Source organism: Microbacterium sp. A20 (assembly GCF_004794515.1).
Classification (GTDB): Bacteria; Actinomycetota; Actinomycetes; order Actinomycetales; family Microbacteriaceae; genus Microbacterium.
In genome coordinates, this window is sequence record NZ_SSDF01000082.1 from 111,898 (window position 1) to 128,063 (window position 16,166).

General features: G+C 70.0%; 19 protein-coding genes. 7 read left to right on the forward strand and 12 right to left on the reverse strand.

Features of this window, described 5'->3' with window-relative positions:
- Positions 1-156 precede the first annotated feature (156 nt).
- Positions 157-453: a co-chaperone GroES gene (gene groES, locus DW298_RS12350; RefSeq protein WP_028502311.1), complete on the reverse strand. Its 297-nt coding sequence runs from the start codon at positions 451-453 to the stop codon at positions 157-159.
- Positions 454-610: 157 nt separating this feature from the next.
- Here groES and DW298_RS12355 point away from each other — a divergent pair, with 157 nt between their 5' ends.
- The gene (locus DW298_RS12355; protein WP_136042774.1) at positions 611-1,816 is read left to right on the forward strand and encodes a class I SAM-dependent methyltransferase; all 1,206 of its coding nucleotides are present in this window, start codon (positions 611-613) and stop codon (positions 1,814-1,816) included.
- A gap of 22 nt (positions 1,817-1,838) precedes the next feature.
- Here DW298_RS12355 and DW298_RS12360 read toward each other — a convergent pair whose 3' ends face one another.
- From DW298_RS12360 to flgN, 10 genes are read right to left on the reverse strand one after another with little or no spacing between them, the layout of a single operon-like run.
- Positions 1,839-3,014 carry a hypothetical protein gene (locus tag DW298_RS12360; protein ID WP_168429498.1) on the reverse strand — a complete coding sequence of 392 codons (1,176 nt, stop codon included), beginning with the start codon at positions 3,012-3,014 and terminating at the stop codon, positions 1,839-1,841.
- Positions 2,998-4,125, reverse strand: a complete 1,128-nt coding sequence (locus tag DW298_RS12370; protein ID WP_136042776.1) for a hypothetical protein — start codon at positions 4,123-4,125, stop codon at positions 2,998-3,000. Before DW298_RS12370 ends, DW298_RS12360 begins: the two co-directional genes overlap by 17 nt.
- Positions 4,126-4,129: 4 nt before the next feature.
- Positions 4,130-4,618, reverse strand: a complete 489-nt coding sequence (locus DW298_RS12375) for a hypothetical protein (RefSeq protein ID WP_136042777.1) — start codon at positions 4,616-4,618, stop codon at positions 4,130-4,132.
- On the reverse strand, positions 4,615-5,682 hold the full coding sequence (gene tsaD / locus DW298_RS12380; protein ID WP_136042778.1) for a tRNA (adenosine(37)-N6)-threonylcarbamoyltransferase complex transferase subunit TsaD: 1,068 nt from the start codon (positions 5,680-5,682) through the stop codon (positions 4,615-4,617). The genes DW298_RS12375 and tsaD overlap by 4 nt, the downstream gene beginning before the upstream one ends.
- Positions 5,679-6,167, reverse strand: coding sequence for a ribosomal protein S18-alanine N-acetyltransferase (rimI, locus tag DW298_RS12385; protein ID WP_136042779.1), 489 nt, complete (start codon positions 6,165-6,167; stop codon positions 5,679-5,681). The genes tsaD and rimI overlap by 4 nt, the downstream gene beginning before the upstream one ends.
- Positions 6,164-6,781, reverse strand: coding sequence for a tRNA (adenosine(37)-N6)-threonylcarbamoyltransferase complex dimerization subunit type 1 TsaB (tsaB, locus tag DW298_RS12390; RefSeq protein WP_136042780.1), 618 nt, complete (start codon positions 6,779-6,781; stop codon positions 6,164-6,166). Before tsaB ends, rimI begins: the two co-directional genes overlap by 4 nt.
- A 60-nt stretch (positions 6,782-6,841) precedes the next feature.
- Entirely contained in the window at positions 6,842-7,213 is a 372-nt protein-coding gene (locus DW298_RS12395; RefSeq protein ID WP_136042781.1) for a flagellar assembly protein FliW, read from the reverse strand.
- Entirely contained in the window at positions 7,210-8,091 is an 882-nt protein-coding gene (locus tag DW298_RS12400; protein WP_136042782.1) for a flagellin, read from the reverse strand. The genes DW298_RS12395 and DW298_RS12400 overlap by 4 nt, the downstream gene beginning before the upstream one ends.
- Positions 8,092-8,103: 12 nt before the next feature.
- Positions 8,104-9,513: a flagellar hook-associated protein FlgK gene (gene flgK, locus DW298_RS12405; RefSeq protein ID WP_136042783.1), complete on the reverse strand. Its 1,410-nt coding sequence runs from the start codon at positions 9,511-9,513 to the stop codon at positions 8,104-8,106.
- Between the two features lie 13 nt (positions 9,514-9,526).
- A complete protein-coding gene (flgN, locus tag DW298_RS12410; RefSeq protein ID WP_136042784.1) occupies positions 9,527-10,009 on the reverse strand; it encodes a flagellar export chaperone FlgN in 483 nt (160 codons plus the stop codon).
- A gap of 196 nt (positions 10,010-10,205) precedes the next feature.
- On the opposite strand from flgN, the gene DW298_RS12415 reads away from it, so the two are divergent.
- Positions 10,206-11,006, forward strand: coding sequence for a sigma-70 family RNA polymerase sigma factor (locus tag DW298_RS12415; protein ID WP_136042785.1), 801 nt, complete (start codon positions 10,206-10,208; stop codon positions 11,004-11,006).
- Positions 11,007-11,057: 51 nt separating this feature from the next.
- On the opposite strand, the gene sigJ is transcribed toward DW298_RS12415, so the two are convergent.
- The gene (gene sigJ / locus DW298_RS12420) at positions 11,058-11,981 is read right to left on the reverse strand and encodes an RNA polymerase sigma factor SigJ (protein ID WP_136042786.1); all 924 of its coding nucleotides are present in this window, start codon (positions 11,979-11,981) and stop codon (positions 11,058-11,060) included.
- Positions 11,982-12,072: 91 nt separating this feature from the next.
- Here sigJ and DW298_RS12425 point away from each other — a divergent pair, with 91 nt between their 5' ends.
- The 5 genes from DW298_RS12425 to DW298_RS12445 all read left to right on the forward strand — a co-directional run bounded on the left by DW298_RS12425 (position 12,073) and on the right by DW298_RS12445 (position 16,129).
- The gene (locus tag DW298_RS12425; protein WP_136042787.1) at positions 12,073-13,047 is read left to right on the forward strand and encodes an NAD(P)-dependent oxidoreductase; all 975 of its coding nucleotides are present in this window, start codon (positions 12,073-12,075) and stop codon (positions 13,045-13,047) included.
- An 84-nt stretch (positions 13,048-13,131) separates the two neighbouring features.
- Positions 13,132-13,962 carry a flagellin gene (locus tag DW298_RS12430; protein ID WP_136042788.1) on the forward strand — a complete coding sequence of 277 codons (831 nt, stop codon included), beginning with the start codon at positions 13,132-13,134 and terminating at the stop codon, positions 13,960-13,962.
- A 75-nt stretch (positions 13,963-14,037) separates the two neighbouring features.
- On the forward strand, positions 14,038-15,420 hold the full coding sequence (gene fliD / locus DW298_RS12435) for a flagellar filament capping protein FliD (RefSeq protein WP_136042789.1): 1,383 nt from the start codon (positions 14,038-14,040) through the stop codon (positions 15,418-15,420).
- 2 nt (positions 15,421-15,422) lie between these two features.
- Positions 15,423-15,809 carry a flagellar export chaperone FliS gene (locus DW298_RS12440; protein ID WP_136042790.1) on the forward strand — a complete coding sequence of 129 codons (387 nt, stop codon included), beginning with the start codon at positions 15,423-15,425 and terminating at the stop codon, positions 15,807-15,809.
- Positions 15,806-16,129, forward strand: coding sequence for a hypothetical protein (locus DW298_RS12445; protein WP_136042791.1), 324 nt, complete (start codon positions 15,806-15,808; stop codon positions 16,127-16,129). The genes DW298_RS12440 and DW298_RS12445 overlap by 4 nt, the downstream gene beginning before the upstream one ends.
- The last annotated feature ends 37 nt before the right edge of the window (positions 16,130-16,166 follow it).

Consider the following 16,166-nt stretch of genomic DNA (forward strand, 5'->3'; position numbering starts at 1 on the left):
GAGGCGCGGAGTGCGCCGGTCGGCCGCCCCGCGGAGATCGGCAGGAATCGGATGCCCGATGGCGGGATGCAGAAGGGGCTCGGATGCACACGCATCCGAGCCCCTTTTGGGACCTGGCCCGCCCTCTTCGAGAGGGACGGAACCGGGTTCAGCAGATCAGCGGACGACGACCGCCAGGACGTCGCGAGCGGACAGGACGAGGTACTCGTCTGCGCCGAACTTCACCTCGGTGCCGCCGTACTTGCTGTACAGGACACGGTCGCCGACGGCGACGTCGATCGGAACGCGGTTGCCGTTGTCGTCGATGCGGCCGGGGCCGACAGCCACGACCTCGCCCTCCTGGGGCTTCTCCTTGGCGGTGTCGGGGATGACCAGGCCACTCGCGGTGGTCTGCTCGGCCTCGACCTGCTGGATGACGATGCGGTCTTCGAGCGGCTTGATGGAAACCGACACGGTCTACCTCTTCTTTCTTGACACTGACACGAAAGACTTGTTCGCACTCTCAACCCGAGAGTGCTAATCCAGTCTATGCGCTGGGCTGGCACTCATGCAATGCGAGTGCCAACGCCCGCCGCGATTCACGGGCACGGGCGGGAATTAGGCTGAGGGCGTGGAGATGTCCGAGCTGCGTGCCCTGCTGACCCCCGCCGGTCTCGAACTGCTCGATGCGGTCGGGGCCGTCGAGTCGACGGCCGACGTCGCGCGCGCCGTGTCGCGGCTGCGCGCCGCCGGTCACTCCCCCGAGCTGGTCTCGGCGGTCGTCGGCCAGGCGCACCTGCGATCCAAGGCGTCGGCGAAGTTCGGCCCCTTCGCCGCGCGGATGCTCTTCACCAGAGCCGGGCTCGAGCAGGCGACACGGCTCGGGGTGGCCGCACGACATGCACAGCGGATCCGCAGCGCGGGTTTCACGGCCGTGGCCGACCTCGGGTGCGGGATCGGCGGCGACGCGCTCGCGTTCGCCGGAGCCGGGCTCGATGTGCTCGCCGTCGATGCCGACGAGGTCACCGCCGCCATCGCGGCCTACAACCTCGCGCCCTTCGGAGAGGGTGCGGTGGTGCGGCACAGCACGGCGGAGGACGCCTTCGACGACTCGGAGGCCGGGCGCGCGACCTGGATGGACCCCGCGCGGCGCACCTCCGGGCACAGCGAGACCCGTCGCGTGTCCGCCGACGACTACTCCCCCTCGCTGGACTGGGCGTTCGACGTCGCCGCGCGCGTGCCGACGGGCATCAAGCTCGGCCCTGCGCACGACCGCGACGCGCTTCCCGCCGACGCCGAGGCGCAGTGGGTGAGCGCCGACGGCAGCGTCGTCGAGCTGGTCGTATGGAGCGGCGCCCTCGCCCGAGACGGCGTGCGGCGCTCAGCACTCGTGATCCGGGGCGACCGCTCGCACGAGATGACCGCACCGGCCGACGTCGCCGACGAACCGGTGCGCGAGCTCGGCGCCTTCCTGCATGAGCCCGACGGCGCCGTGATCCGTGCCCGCCTGATCGGCGATGTCGCCCGGAGCCTCAATGCCGGGATGCTCGACGAGCACATCGCCTACCTCACCTCGGATGCCGCCCTGACGAGCCCGTTCGTGCAGTCGTTCCGCGTGCGCGAGACCCTGCCCGCCAACCCCAAGGCCATCAGCGCCGCTCTCAAGGCGCACGGCATCGGTCGCATCGAGATCAAGAAGCGCGGCGTCGACGTCGACCCTGCGACGTTCCGGAAGAAGCTCGTGCTGCGCGGCGATAAGGAGGCCACGCTGATCCTCGCGCGCATCGGCGATCAGCGGCGGGCGATCCTCGCCGATCGGGTTCCTGCCGCAAGCTGACCGCCACCGCGCTCGGACGCGGTCAGCCGTCGTCGCCCGGGTCCGGGATCTCGATCTGCTCACCCGGCGACACCTGAATCATGTAGGGGTCGTCCACGGCCTCGAGCTCCTCGGCCTCGAGTTCCTCGGCCTCGACCGAGACCGTCAGATACGGCGTGTGCTGGCTCGTGAACCGCAGGTCGAGCGCTGTGACCGCTTCTGTGCCGCCCGTCGCCTGGTCGACCGATACGAGCTCCATGCCGAGCCCCTCCGCGACCGCGGTGTCGACACCCTTGCACACCACGGGACCGGCGGCATCCACGATCAGGCATCGCTCCGTCACTCCCGCATCCGAGAGCCGATCCGCCAGCCACACCGGCGCGCTGCGGAACGTCCCGACGAGCGAGAGACCGAGTTCGAAGCCATCCGTGAACAGCGACTCGGCGCGGTCGCGCACCTCTTCGGGGAACTGGGCCGTGAGCGAATCCACCCCACCCCACCGCTGGATGGCGACCAGCGGCTCCCCCGACGTCGACATCAGCATCGTGGCGTAGACGGTGTCGGAGGTTGCCACCTCGCCCGAAGCTTCGGAGGGCAGCGACAGAGCCGCCGACAGTCCGCGCTCCGTCTCCTCCACGGCGAGACAGTTCGTCTGCGACAACTCATCGACATCGAGGATCAGGCAGGCCACGGATCCGCCATCCTGCGTCGCGTACCAGACCAGTGCGCCGGCGTTCTGCGCGACCGCACGGAGGGAACCGGGGTCGAACGCCTCGGTCGCCAGCTCTCCGCGGCGCTGCTGCTGCTCCGGCGTCAGCGGGATGCTCGCGTCTCGCGGCGCGAAGAGCGCCCCGCCGATGCCGACCCCGATGGCGAGGACAGCGGCGGTCGCGGCGATCAGCGCCACGATGGCCCGCCGGCGCGTGACGCCACGGGCCGGCGTCTCCTGCGTCTCCTGCGCATCCCGCGTGTGCGACCGCGTCTCCTGCGCATCCTGCGTCTGCGACTGCGCCTCCTCCGCCTCCTCCGCCTTCGCCTCCGGCACGCCGTGGGGCTGTCTCGGGTCGGGAGCGTCCGCCACATCCGCGGTCGGCTGCGCGGTGCCCCCGCCCTCGAGCGCGCGCAGGCGCTCGGATTCCGCCTCCGTCGGCTGTCCGCCTCGCCCATAGGCCTTCCGTTGCAGCGCCCGGAGCTCCGCGGTGTCAGTCGCCCCCGGCACCGGAGGTGCCTCCCTCCCGGGTGATCACCAGATACCCGGGCCCCTGATTCGACCTCATCTCGAAGTTCGTCACGCCACCCGTCTCGGCGTCGACGACGTTGAGCACGAGACTCGAGGCCTGCTCCTGCATGGTCTGCGGGTCGGCGCAGGCGACCGGAGCCTCATCGGTCGATCCGTCGTAGATGAGGCACTGATTCTGCGACTCGATCTGCACCGCCGTCCAGATGGGCACGTCGCCGTCGTAGCCGACCACCCAGAGCGAACCGGCCTGGAACCCGTTCTCGGCGAGTCGAGCCGCTGTCTCCGATTCGGCCTCGTTCGCGTAGGTGATGCCGCTGTCGGTCGGGTCGAAATCGTAGGCGCTCACCGCGACTGCGGGTTCGCCCGACGCGGTGAACAGCAGCTGCGCACTGACCTCTCGCTGCAGAGCTCCATCGCCCTTGACCGAGATCGAACCGTAGATCCCGGTCTCGGCGAGAACCTCGGTACGGTCGCACGACGGAACCGTCGCCTCACCCGTGCCCAGGATCAGGCAGGTGCGCTCCTTCGCATCCTTCGTCGCCGTCCAGATGACCACGTCCTCTTGGACGCCGAGCGCGCGGATCGAGCCGGGGTCGTACACACCGGCCGCGACGAGCTCGTTCTGCCATGTCTGCTGCTCGGCGGTCAGCTCCACCGCCGCGGCTCCGGACCGGCCGAACGCGAGCCAGCCGACACCCACCCCGATCGCGAGCACCACGACGGCTGCGAGGGCGACCGGCCGCCAGCGCGTGCGCAGCAGGGAGAACAGGGAGCGCCAGGACGACGATGCGGATGCGGTTGCATCGACCGCGTCATCGCTCGCTGCATCGGCGGACGCCGCCACAGCCGCATCCTCCGCCTCACCCTCGCCGACGGAGACATCGGCGTCGTCATCGGCCGGTGCCTCATCCGACTTGCGCTGGTCGGACACGGCGTGCTCGGCGTCCGGTCCGGCCCCGGCTGCCGGTGCGAGTCGACGGTCCTCCAGCTCCCGAAGACGTTCGGCTTCGGCCGCCGTCAGCGAGGAATCGCGCCCGTACGCCCGTGCCTGCAGGGAGCGCAGCTCCTCCGACTCCTCCGGCTCGAGCATCCGCTCAGCCGAGCTTCTCGAACTGCATGCCGGCCCAGACCAACCAGCCCAGGCTGTACACCGTCGCGCAGAGCCCGAGCACGAGCGCCCACATCGCGATCGCGCGACTCTCGAGCGGACGACGCAGCGACATGATCGCCGCGATCACCGCCACAACTGCGACGGGGATCCCCCAGCCGACGAAGAACGACGCCCCGAGGGCGACGATCGCGGCGAGCAGTGCCCAGGGTGCGAGCCGGGTGTCGTCGACGGGGATGGCACCGGTCGTCGGCTCCCACTCCGCCTCGCCCGGGGCATCGATATCGGGCCCGCTCACCACCACCGGCTCGATGCCGACGGGCCCGGTGGGGAGTTTCGTGTAGCCGTCGCGCCGGGCGCCCGGCAGCCGAGGCGCTGCTCCGGGATGCTGCTCGACCTCGTGACTGGCGCGTTCGACGCGCGCCCGCGGCGCCTGGGGAGTCTTCGCGTCGGGCGAGCCCGAGACATCGCTCATGCGGGCACCGCCTCGGCGATCTGGATCTCGGTGACCGGGAGGGTCGAGTCCGCCCCGAACGCCAGTGTCGACGGTCGGCGGCCCGAAGAGATCAGCTCGGCGGCCAGCGCGGCGATCATCGCGCCGTTGTCGGTGCACAGCGACAACGGCGGGATCCTCACCGTGACACCCGCCTCGGCGGCACGTCGGAGCGCGACCTCACGCAGCCGACGGTTCGCGATCACCCCGCCGCCCAGGAGCAGGCGCGGCACCCCCAGATCGGCGCAGGCCGCGAGCGCCTTGGTCACCAGCACGTCGACGACCGCCTCGCGGAAACTCGCGGCCACATCGGCCACCGGCACCTCGACCCCGTCGGCTTCGCAGCGCTCGACCCACCGCGCGACGGCGGTCTTCAGCCCCGAGAACGAGAAGTCGTACCGATGCTTCGCCAGATCCGATGCGCGGGAGAGACCCCGCGGGAACCGGATCGCATCCGGGTCTCCGTCGGCCGCCGCTCGGTCGATCTCCGGGCCGCCGGGGTACGGCAGCGACAGCAGGCGGGCGACCTTGTCGAAGGCTTCGCCAGCAGCGTCGTCCATCGTCTCCCCGAGCAGTTCGACGTCGGTGGTGAGGTCGCGGACGTGCAGCAGGGACGTGTGGCCGCCGGAGACCAGCAGCGCGATGGTCGGGTACTCGAGCGGCGCGGAATCGGCCGTGAGGATGTCGGCGGCGATGTGTCCCACGAGATGGTTGACGGCGTACAGCGGCTTGTCGATCGAGACGGCCAGGCCCTTCGCCGCTCCCACTCCGACCATCAGGGCGCCGGCGAGACCGGGACCGCTCGTGACGGCGACGGCATCGAGGTCGTCGAGACGCACCCCCGCCTCGGCGAGCGCCGCATCGATCGCGGGCTGCAGTGCCTCGAGGTGGGCTCGAGCGGCGACTTCGGGCACGACGCCGCCGTAGCGGGCGTGCTCGTCCATGCTCGACGCGATGGTGTTCGAGAGCAGGGTGCGCCCGCGGACGATGCCGATGCCCGTCTCGTCGCAGCTCGTCTCGATGCCGAGGACCAGCGGCTCGCTCATGCCTTCGCCTCCTCGGAAGTGTCGTGCGACGCCGGGTGTCGGCGCAGTTCCAGACGCATCACGATCGCGTCCACGTCGTCCGGCTGATAGTAGCGGGGACGGCGGCCGATCTCTTCGAAGCCCTCCGCGAGGTACAGCCCCTCTGCGGCGGGGTTGTCGGCCCTGACCTCGAGGAACACCTCACGGGCGCCCCGCTCCGCTGCGGCGGCGAGGAGGGCACGCAGGAGCGCGCGGCCCCGGCCCTGCCCCCGGTGCTCGGCGAGGAGCGCGATGGTCTGGATGTCGGCGTCGGCACTGCCACGCAGGGCGCGCACTCCGCCGTAGCCGATGATCGCGTCGTCGTGCTCGTCGACCAGGTAGCGGCCGTGGACGCTCGCGAGTTCGGCGGCCATCGTCTCGCGGCTCCACGCGTCGGTCGGGAAGGACCGCTCCTCGATCGTCATGATCGCGTCGAGGTCGTCCACGGTGGCGTCGCGGAGGGTCATGAGCCGACCTTCTTCGGCGCGCCGGGCACCGTCACGTCGGGGTGGCGCATGTACAGCGGCTCGTCGCCCGTGAGCACTCGGCCGGCGGCGAGGGCGCGTGCTCCGACGCGCGCCAGGTCCACCGCCGACAGCGTCGCGACGTCGACGCGGCGAACACCCTCGAGGTGGGCGTCGGCGTCCGCCGCCCGCACGAGGACGGTCTCGGCGACCACGTGCGGGATCCCATCGGCATCCAGCCCGTCGAAGACCGTGATCGCGACCTCGCGACGGCGGGCGTCGGTGACGATCGCGAACGGCTGTGTCTCGGTCTCGAGCGCGGTGAGCGCGGCAGCCAGGTGGCTGGGAACCGGGACGACCGGGATGTCGCGTCCGAGCGCGAAGGCGCGGGCCGCGGCGATGCCGATGCGGAGACCGGTGAAGGGGCCGGGGCCCATGCCCGCGACGACATGCGTCACCTCACCGGGACCGGCATCGGCGAGCGCCTCGACGAGCAGGTCGCCGATCACCTCGGCATGGCCCAGCGGGTCGACGGCTGCCGCCTCGGCGCGTCGCGCCCCGTCGGCATCGATGAGGGCCACAGCAGTACCCAGGGAGGTGTCGACGGCAAGGATCACGTCTCCAGGGTAGCCGTGCATGCGCTGTGAGAGCGGCCCGGGCCGCCCGCTGCCGCCGCCTCAGCCCAGCGGAGCGCGGAGCGGGTAGTCCTGATCCTCGAGGATCACCTGCGACGCGGCTCCTGTGCTGCGATTGACGATCACGGGAGCCATCAGGTTCACGCTCACGCCTTCTGCGGAGGGGTGGGCTACCACGAGGACCAGCGCATCATCGGCCGAGCCGAGCGCCAGGCTCTCGGCCTGCTCGTCGGAGAGGATCGGCGCGTACTCGCCGAGCACGGTCCGGGGGTCGACCAGGTACAGCCGCAGGTCCACGTCGTCCACGGCCCGCATCGAGAACAGACCGTCAGCACCGTCGACCGGCGCGAGAGCGAAGTCGACGTGCGGAGCGAGCCCCGGAGGGGGCGTCAGGAAGCTGAGTGCGGCGGTCATCGCAGGAAGTCCATCAGCGAGGGCTGCAGCACGCGGGCGTTGACGGCGAGCGCGGAGCGGTACACGAGCTCCTGCGCCTGCAGACGCACCAGCACCTCGATCGAATCGACGTCCTCGACCGCCGTGCGGCGGGATTCGAGGGACACGGAATTCTGCACTGCCGCCTCCTTGGCGCGTTCGATCTGAGACTGGCGGGTTCCGACGGAACCCTGCACCCCGAGCATGGCCGTGCGTCGGTCGTCGATCTCCGCGAGGCGCGGACCGACGTTCGTTCCGGAGCGCAGGTCGGCGACGATCTTGTCGACCAGCGCGAACACCGAGTCGTCACCGGTGCCGAACACCGCGGCGCCGTCGGTGTCGACCCGGACGGATGCCGCGTCGGAGACGCGACGGCTGACCTCGGACCCTGCCACGCCGCTGTACGAGTAGTCCGCGGCGAACGCCGCCGTGTCGGAGGTACCCGCGAACACCGAACGGCCGAGCAGCCGGGTGTTCGCCTGCGTGAGGAGCTCCTTGCGGATGCCCTCGAGCTCGACGGCCAGGGCCTCCTTGGCGGTCGCGTCCAGTGCACCGTCGTTCGCACCCTGGGAGGTGAGGTCGCGGACCCGGCTCAGCAGCGAGGTGCTCGCGGTGATCGCGACATCCGCCGCCGTGACCCACGCGAGCCCGTCGTCGATGTTGCGCGCGTACTGGTCGTTGCGGCGCTGCTCGGCGTGCAGGGCGAGGGCGGCTGCCGCGGCTGCCGGGTCTTCGGACGGAGTGGCGAAGGCGCGCTGCGACGTCGCCTGCTCCTGCAGACGTGCCAGCTCCGTGAGGTTCGACTGCAGCTGGCGCATCGCCGTCTGCGTCATGGATGACGATGTCACTCGAGAGATCACGATGCTCCTTTATCAGCGTCCGACGAGGCCCGTGCGGTTGATGAGGACGTCGAGCGCCTCATCCACCGCCGTCATCACGCGGGCTGCGGCCTGGTAAGCGGTCTGGTAGGTGAGCAGACTGATGGTCTCCTCGTCGCCGTCGACGGCGGCCACGGACTGCTGCGCCCCGACCGCGGCGACCGCCGCCGAATCGGAGACCTTCGCCCGCTGCACGTCGGCGGCCGTCGCCACCCCGAAGCGCGTGACGTGATCGGACCAGAGCGCGTCGGGCGAGGTGGCGCTCCGCCCGATCTGCGAGATCAGATCGGCATTCGTCGCATCCAGCGCACCGGCGCCCGGTGCGGCGAGCGCCAGCTCAGACGGACTCGTCACGGCGACCCGCAGTCCGAGCGCGGCCGAACCGGTCGTCGGGAGGGTGAAGAAGTCTCCGCCCGGCTGGCCGGACGAGGTGACACCCGCGCGGTGCTGCGCGTTCAGCGCACCGGCCAGTGCCGTCGCCACCGCGTCGTAGGTCGAGGCGAGCTGAGCGAGCATCCCGCCGTCCGCTGCCGGTGCGAGCACGGCGAGCGAACCACCGAGCTCGCCGCCGTCGATCGAAGCCGGGAGGTCGGGGGCGGACTCCCACGAGACGGTGAAGCGCTGACCCGCGTCGATCGAGGCCGGACCGGTGAGCGCGAGGTGTCGGGAATCGGACCCCGAGACCAGCGCGTTGCCGCCGACGCGGAGGGTCATCGACCCGTCGCTCTCGATCGTGGCCGCCGCCCCGGACATCCGGGCGACGTTCTGCGCGAGGACGCTGCGCTGGTCCATGAGCTCGTTCGCCGAGCGGCCGGAGGCGAGGGCGTCGCGGATCTCGCCGTTGAGCACGGCGATCTGGTCCGCAGCCGCGTTCACCTGGGTCACGGTGCGCTCGGCCGTCGCGCGCGCATCGTTCCACTGCGAAGCCACGGTGCGGTAGCCGCCGGCGATGTGGGAGGCGAGCTCCTTCGCGGATTCGAGGATGGTGGACGCCGCCGCGCCGGAGTCCGGCGTGTTCGCGAGGTCCTGCCATCCGGACCAGAACTTCGACAGCCGGGCCGCCAGTCCCTTCTCGGTGGGCTCGGCGAGCGAAGCCTCGATCGTGGTCGCGGCCACCGCGCGCGTGGACCAGAAGCCCGATGCGGCGAGCGAGTCGCGGACACGAGCATCGAGCAGCGCATCACCGAGCCGGGCCACGCCGTCGATCGAGACGCCGTGCCCGGGGAGGGCGCCGACGCTGAATCGGCCCGACTGGGCGATGGCGGCGACCGCAGAGGTCTGCACCCGCTGACGGGTGTACCCCTCTGTCTTCTGGTTGGCGATGTTCTGCCCGACCACATCCATACCGCGTCGCGCGGCCGCGAGTCCGCTGGCTGCGGTGTTCAATCCACTGAAGGTCGACATGATCCCCTTCCGGTCACATCTCGGTGTCGATGATGCGCGCTGCGTCGTCGCGTGCGCGGTCACCGTTCGTCGTGTATTCGCCCGTCTCGTGCCCCAGCGCGGCGAGCGTCTCCTGAGTGGCGCGGAGCACTCCGCTGAGCTGCTCCGTGTTGGCGTCGCGCAGCTGCTCGACCTCGGCGGCGAGTCTGGTCAGCGCCCGCATGTGGTCTGCGAACACCTCCTGCCAGGCTCCCTCCGGCGCATGCGCGACCAGTTCTCGGATCGTCGCGCCCTCTGGAGCCCCCCACTCTTCGGCGACCGCGGCGACCTCGACGGTGCGCGCGAGTCCTGCACCACGCAGGCGATCGAGAACCTGATCGATCTCGCGGGCGGCAAACTGGATCCACTGGGATCGTCCGGCGGCGAGCAGCAGCTGCTGTTCGTCTAGTTTGAAGAGCAGCATCTCGAGCAGTTCACGCTCTCGCCACAGCTGTATCGATAGTTCGTTGGCTCCCATGATCCCCTTTTCCCCAGTGATCGCCACGCCTGTTAACGCGGCCAAAGGTCACTATCGGCTGCCGCGCCCCTAAGGTTACTATGTGGAACGGCGGTGGGTAGTTCTCCCCATGTACAGATCGCGACAAGTGTGATATGTGCATCTACTCATCTCCTTGGAGCTTCCGGAGTGAATCCAGAGAGGTGGATCATCCCCCATGTCGTCGCGCGCTGAGCGCAATCTCCTCATCGAGAGCAACCTCCCCCTGGTCGGCTACCTCGCATCCGAAACGCACGCTCGAGCCACTCATATCCCCCGTGACGAGCTGGCGTCGGTCGGAGCGCTCGCGCTCGTGACCGCCGCCGACGCCTTCGACCCGGCTCTGGGCGTGCCCTTCGGCGCCTATGCACGCCGCCGCATCCTCGGTGCGTTCGCCGACGAGATGCGTTCCATGGACTGGGCATCCCGCGGCATCCGCAAGCGCATCAAAGAGACGGTCGCCGTCCGCGAAACCCTCACCGCCGGTCTCGGCAGGACGGCGACAGCCGCCGAGGTCGCCACGGCCATGGGTGTCGCGAAGGATGTCGTCCTCGAAGCCCTCGGCGATGCCGCCCGCACCGTCACCACACTGGAAGATCCCGCCGCACGCGATGTGGCGACCGAGGTCCTGCTGCCCGAGGAATCGGCGCTGGTCGGCGAACGGCGCGAGGTGCTGGAGCAGGCCGTAGCCGCGCTGCCCGAGCGCATGCGCCGGATCGTCCAGAGCGTCTACTTCGAAGAACGCCCCGTGAAGGAGATCGCCGAGGAGCTCGGCGTGACGCATTCCGCCGTATCGCAGCAGCGGTCGGAAGCCATCCGCCTGCTGCGCGACGCCCTGGACCGGTACTTCGCCGAGGGGGCAGCCCCCGCCACGACCACACGGGTGTCGGCGAGCGCGCGCGATGCGTACTTCACGCGGATCGCCGACGCCGCCAGCGCGCGGATCGCCGGAGTCTTCCGCGAATCGGCTCCCGCCTGATCTCGAGGGACAACAACTGACTTTCCTCGACCCGGTGCGCTGAGTCTCGCCTCAACTCACGCCCGCGACGCCGTCGCGCAGCAGGGCGAAGAGGTCGCCGACCGGCCCGAGGTGTCCGAGCTTGTCGGGGTTCAACTGGTTTGCGAGGGAACGCACCGCGCCGTTGTCGACGTGCAGGGCGAGCACCGAGAGCAGAGCTCCATCACGACCACGGAAGAGCAGCGTCTGCTCGCCGTTCGCGATCGTCGGCTCGACCTGGACGCCGAGCGCCTCGCCGCGCCGCATGAGGCCGACGAGGAACCGGGCCACCGCCAGGTCGCCCGACACCGGCTGCTGGATCGCGGGCGCGTTGCCGCCGCCGTCGGCCGTCATCACCACGTCGGCGGCGAGGAGCCGCATGACGCCGTCGACGTCGCCGCCGCGGAGCGCCCCGAGGAAATCGCTGGCGAGCCGAGCCGCATGCGAGGAATCCACGGGGAACCGTACGTCGCCCGCAGCCACTCGCTGCTTCGCTCGATGCATGATCTGGCGGCACGCCGCCGGGTCGCGATCGACCATCTCTGCGATCTCGCCGTAGTCGTAGCCCAGTGCCTCGTGCAGCACGAACACGGCACGCTCGACGGGACCGAGCCGCTCGAGCAACGTGAGCACGGCGAACGACAACGTCTCGTCGTGCTCGATGCGGTGCGCCGGGTCGGCGTCGTCGGCGAGCAACGGCTCCGGCAGCCAGGGGCCGACGTATGTCTCACGGGTATGACGCGCCGAGCGGAGCACGTCGATGGAGAGCCGGGTCGCGACAGTGGACGCGAAGGCGTCGACGCGATCGATCGCGACGCCGCCCTGAACGCGCTCGTGCATGCGCAGGAGCCCGGTCTGCACGACATCCTCCGCCTCGCTCACGCTGCCGAGCATGCGGTACGCGATGGAGAACATGAGGGGGCGGAGCCGAGAGGCCTCGACGACGAGATCGACCATCCGCACAGCTTTTCACACGACTTTCGCGTCGGCTGTCACACCACGGCATCGTCGTTCGTCGAAGGGGGTGAGGAGAGAGAAAGGACGCATCATGAAGATCTTCATCGCAGGAGGTTCGGGAGCCGTCGGCTCGAGGCTGGTTCCGCTGCTGGTCGCGGCGGGACACGAGGTCACAGGGACGGCGCACAGCGAAGCGGGCGCGGCGCGGATCGCCGCGGCGGGCGGCCGCGGGGTGATCATGGACGGCACCGACCCTGCATCCATCCGCCGTGCGGTGCTCGACGCGAAGCCCGACGTGCTCGTGCACCAGCTCACCGCGCTGTCGGGCAGCTTCGACCTCAAGCGGCTGGACGAGACCTTCGCCGTCACCAACCGGCTGCGCACGCTCGGCACCGACGCGCTGATCGCGGCCGCGAAGGAGGCCGGGACCGGCCGCATCGTGGTGCAGGGCTACACCGGGTGGCCCAACGAACACACCGGGGCGGCCGTGAAGACCGAGGCCGACCCCCTCGACCCGAACCCGGTACCGACGGCGCGCAACACGCTCGCCGCGATCGCCCATGCCGAGCATGCCGCGGTGGAAGCGGGCGGGCTCGCGCTGCGGTTCGGCAACTTCTACGGGCCAGGGCAGTCGCTCGGCGAGGGCGGGGAGATGCTCATGTCGGTGCAGAAGGGCCAGGTGCCCATCGTCGGCTCGGGCGCCGGAGTCTGGTCGTTCTGCCACATCGACGACGCCGTCGCGGCGACGGTGGCGGCGATCACGCAGGGTGACGCGGGCGTCTACAACATCGTCGACGACGAGCCCGCCCCGGTCGCCGAGTGGCTGCCCGTTCTCGCGAGCATCGTGGGCAGGAAGCGCCCGATGCGCGTGCCGGCCTGGCTCGCGCGTTTCCTCATCGGAGACTTCGGCGTCGCGTGGATGACGACCGCCCGCGGCTCCTCCAACGCGAAAGCGAAAGCCGAACTCGGGTGGACGCCCCGGTACCCGAGCTGGCGGGAAGGGTTCCGCACCGGCCTCTCCGCCTCCAGCGCCGGGAGGTCGCAGAGCCTCGACCCGCTCGGCTAACGCCCACGCTCCCTCCGCCGATAGGTGTGTGCGGGAGACCACGGATGGTCTCCCGCACAACGAAATTCACGGAGGAGAACCCTTATGGGTATGCAGATCAACACCAACGTGTCGGCGCTCAACGCCTACCGCAACCTGTCCAACACGCAGAACGACCTGTCGAAGTCGCTCGAGAAGCTGTCGAGCGGCCTGCGGATCAACCGTGCAGCGGACGACGCCGCCGGCCTCGCGATCTCCGAGGGCCTGCGCTCGCAGGTCAACGGCCTGAACGTCGCGGCCCGCAACGCCCAGGACGGCATCTCGGTCATCCAGACCGCGGAAGGCGCCCTGACCGAGGTCCACTCGATCCTGCAGCGCGTGCGCGACCTGACCGCTCAGGGCGCGAACGACTCGAACAACGCGAAGTCGCGCGAGGCGATCCAGAAGGAGATCAACACCCTGGGTGACGAGCTCACCCGTGTCGCCGACAGCACGAACTTCAACGGCATCAAGCTGCTCTCGGGCGGCACGACGCTGACGTTCCAGGTCGGTGCGGGTGCGGTCGCCGCAGAGGACCAGATCTCGGTCGCCCTGACCGACTTCGACACCCTCGGTGCCGACATCAAGACGCTCGCGGCCACGATGACGGACGCAGCGACGTACGGCACCGCGCTCGCGGGCATCGACACGCAGATCCAGGCGGTCTCGACCGCACGTGCCGGCTACGGTGCGCTGCAGAACCGCTTCGAGTCGACCATCAACAGCCTCAACGTGTCGGCAGAGAACCTGTCCGCCGCCGAGAGCCGTATCCGCGACACCGACATGGCGTCCGAGATGGTCAAGTTCACCTCGGCGAACATCCTGTCGCAGGCGGGCACGGCCATGCTGGCCCAGGCGAACCAGTCCAACCAGGGCGTTCTCCAGCTCCTGCGCTGATCCACGCCATAGGGTCCGGGCGGCGGCTGCGACCGTCGCCCGGACCCTGTCCGCTCCCGACCTGAAAAGGCGATCATGTCTCTCTCGCTCGACGGCCTCGTCTCCGGCCTGAAGACCACGGAGGTCATCAAGGCCCTGATGGACGTGCACGCCATCCCGCGCTCGCTGCTCAAGGCGAAGATGGATGACAAGAACGGCATCGTCGCCCAGCTGCAGACGCTGAACACCGCGATCCAGAACCTCGCCACCGCTGCAGGGAAGGCCGCGTCGCCCGACGGTCTGGCCCGGTTCACGACATCGTCGTCGTCGAACACCGTCACGGTCGCGACCCGCACCGGCGCCGCCCCGGTCTCGGCGGAGATCGTCATCGATAAGATCGCGAAGAACCACACCATCGTTTCGGCCGCATCGAACGGGTGGCCCGTCGACCCGCCCGTGATCACCCTCGAGAACGCCAAGGGAGAGCGTCTGCAGATCGAGGCCGACGGCGCCTCGATGCAGGACGTCGCCCAGGCCATCAACGAGGCGGGCTTCGGAGTCGTCGCCTCGGCGGTGCCCGCCGGCCGCGACGCCGACGGCAACCCCCTGCACCGCCTGCAGCTGCGCGCGGCCGACTCGGGCGAGGCCGCTCAATTCCGCGCCTACCGAGGAGATGTCGCCGCGGTCGAGGCAGGCACCGCATCCGACCTCGCCACCGAAGCGGGAGCGGCGGTCATCGCGGTGGGCGCCGACGCACAGCTGCGGCTCTGGGCCGGCACCAGTGCCGAGCAGGTGCTGACCTCGTCGAGCAACACCTTCACCGACCTCTTCGACGGCGTCGACGTCACGGTCTCCGCGGCATCCGCCGATCCCGTCACGATCGGCGTGACCGTCGATACCGCGGCCCGCACGAAAGCCTCCGCCGAGTTCATCGCCGCGGTCAAAGACATCCTGACGCGCATCGACAACGGCTCGAAGGCGACCGTCGCCGCGAACGCGGGCGAGAAGACGACACTGGGTGTCTTCACCGGTGACAGCACGGTCCGCTCGCTGCGTACGGCGCTCGCCGACGCCATCCAGCATCCGATCGACGGTGTCTCCCCCTCCTCCATCGGCATCTCGACCGACATGTACGGCGTGCTGAGCTTCGACGAGGAGAAGTTCGCCGAAGCCCTCGCGAAGGACCCGGATGCGGTCGCCGGACTGTTCTCCGACGTCGCCTCGCGCGTGCAGGAGACCGCGAAGGTCTACTCCGACAAGTACGAGGGCCTGCTCACGTCCCGCATCACCGGACAGGAGAGCGAGGTGAAGAGCCTCGGCGAGCAGATGGAGCGCTGGGACGTGCGTCTCGCCCAGCGCAAGGCGAACCTGGAGCGCACCTACGCCCGACTCGAGGTCATGCTCTCACAGCTGCAGTCGCAGTCGACGTACCTGTCCTCGCAGATCGCCGCGCTGCCGACCTCGAGCTCGGGGAAGTGAGCATGAACGCCGCCCTGCGCGCTCAGCAGCGTTACCGGGACGATGCCGTCCTGTCGGCACCGCCCGAGCGTCTCGTGACACTGCTCTACGACCGGCTGATGCTCGACATCGAACGCGGCGAGGCCGCGCAGCGGGCCGAGGACTGGACCGAGGCGAACGCCCAGCTCCAGCACGCGCAGGCCATCGTGGCAGAGCTGTCCTCCTCCCTCACCGACGACTGGAACGGCAGCGCCGGCCTGCGCTCGGTGTACGTGTTCCTGTCGCAGACCCTGATCGGTGCCAACATCGGCCGCGATCCCGAACGTACGCGCGCCTGCCACGGGATCGTCGCCCCGCTGCGGGATGCCTGGCACGAAGCAGCGCGAACCGTTGCGGAGACCAGGGCGTGAGCGCCGACGAGGAGTTCGGCCGGCGGAACATCGACGAGTGGACCGACCTGCTGGATCGTCTCGAGCTCGACGCCGACCGGATCTTGACGGCTGCCCCCGGAACCGCGGACACGGCCGTCATCGAACCGTGGACACCGCCCAGCACTCCCCTCCCCGTGCACCTCGCCGACCGCGCCCGCCGAGTGATCGAGCGCCAGCGCCTCGCGATGGAACGCACCCGCACGGATCTCGACGACCTCCGCCAGCACCTCGGCGCCGTGGATCGGATCCCGGGAACCCGTCGCCCCGACGCACCCGCCTACCTCGACGTGGACGGCTGAGACCGCTCCCTAACGACGCGCGCCACCCTGCCGATAG

What these genes read in the sequence shown, in the direction of transcription:
- DW298_RS12370 (WP_136042776.1), bottom strand. Translation starts at nt 4,125, where the DNA reads ATGCTCGAGCCGGAGGAGTCGGAGGAGCTGCGCTCCCTGCAGGCACGG.
- DW298_RS12395 (WP_136042781.1), bottom strand. Translation starts at nt 7,213, where the DNA reads ATGACCGCCGCACTCAGCTTCCTGACGCCCCCTCCGGGGCTCGCTCCG.
- DW298_RS12375 (WP_136042777.1), bottom strand. Translation starts at nt 4,618, where the DNA reads ATGAGCGATGTCTCGGGCTCGCCCGACGCGAAGACTCCCCAGGCGCCG.
- tsaD (WP_136042778.1), bottom strand. Translation starts at nt 5,682, where the DNA reads ATGAGCGAGCCGCTGGTCCTCGGCATCGAGACGAGCTGCGACGAGACG.
- DW298_RS12440 (WP_136042790.1), top strand. Translation starts at nt 15,423, where the DNA reads ATGAACGCCGCCCTGCGCGCTCAGCAGCGTTACCGGGACGATGCCGTC.
- DW298_RS12415 (WP_136042785.1), top strand. Translation starts at nt 10,206, where the DNA reads ATGTCGTCGCGCGCTGAGCGCAATCTCCTCATCGAGAGCAACCTCCCC.
- flgN (WP_136042784.1), bottom strand. Translation starts at nt 10,009, where the DNA reads ATGGGAGCCAACGAACTATCGATACAGCTGTGGCGAGAGCGTGAACTG.
- DW298_RS12430 (WP_136042788.1), top strand. Translation starts at nt 13,132, where the DNA reads ATGGGTATGCAGATCAACACCAACGTGTCGGCGCTCAACGCCTACCGC.
- rimI (WP_136042779.1), bottom strand. Translation starts at nt 6,167, where the DNA reads ATGACCCTCCGCGACGCCACCGTGGACGACCTCGACGCGATCATGACG.
- sigJ (WP_136042786.1), bottom strand. Translation starts at nt 11,981, where the DNA reads ATGGTCGATCTCGTCGTCGAGGCCTCTCGGCTCCGCCCCCTCATGTTC.
- flgK (WP_136042783.1), bottom strand. Translation starts at nt 9,513, where the DNA reads ATGTCGACCTTCAGTGGATTGAACACCGCAGCCAGCGGACTCGCGGCC.
- fliD (WP_136042789.1), top strand. Translation starts at nt 14,038, where the DNA reads ATGTCTCTCTCGCTCGACGGCCTCGTCTCCGGCCTGAAGACCACGGAG.
- DW298_RS12425 (WP_136042787.1), top strand. Translation starts at nt 12,073, where the DNA reads ATGAAGATCTTCATCGCAGGAGGTTCGGGAGCCGTCGGCTCGAGGCTG.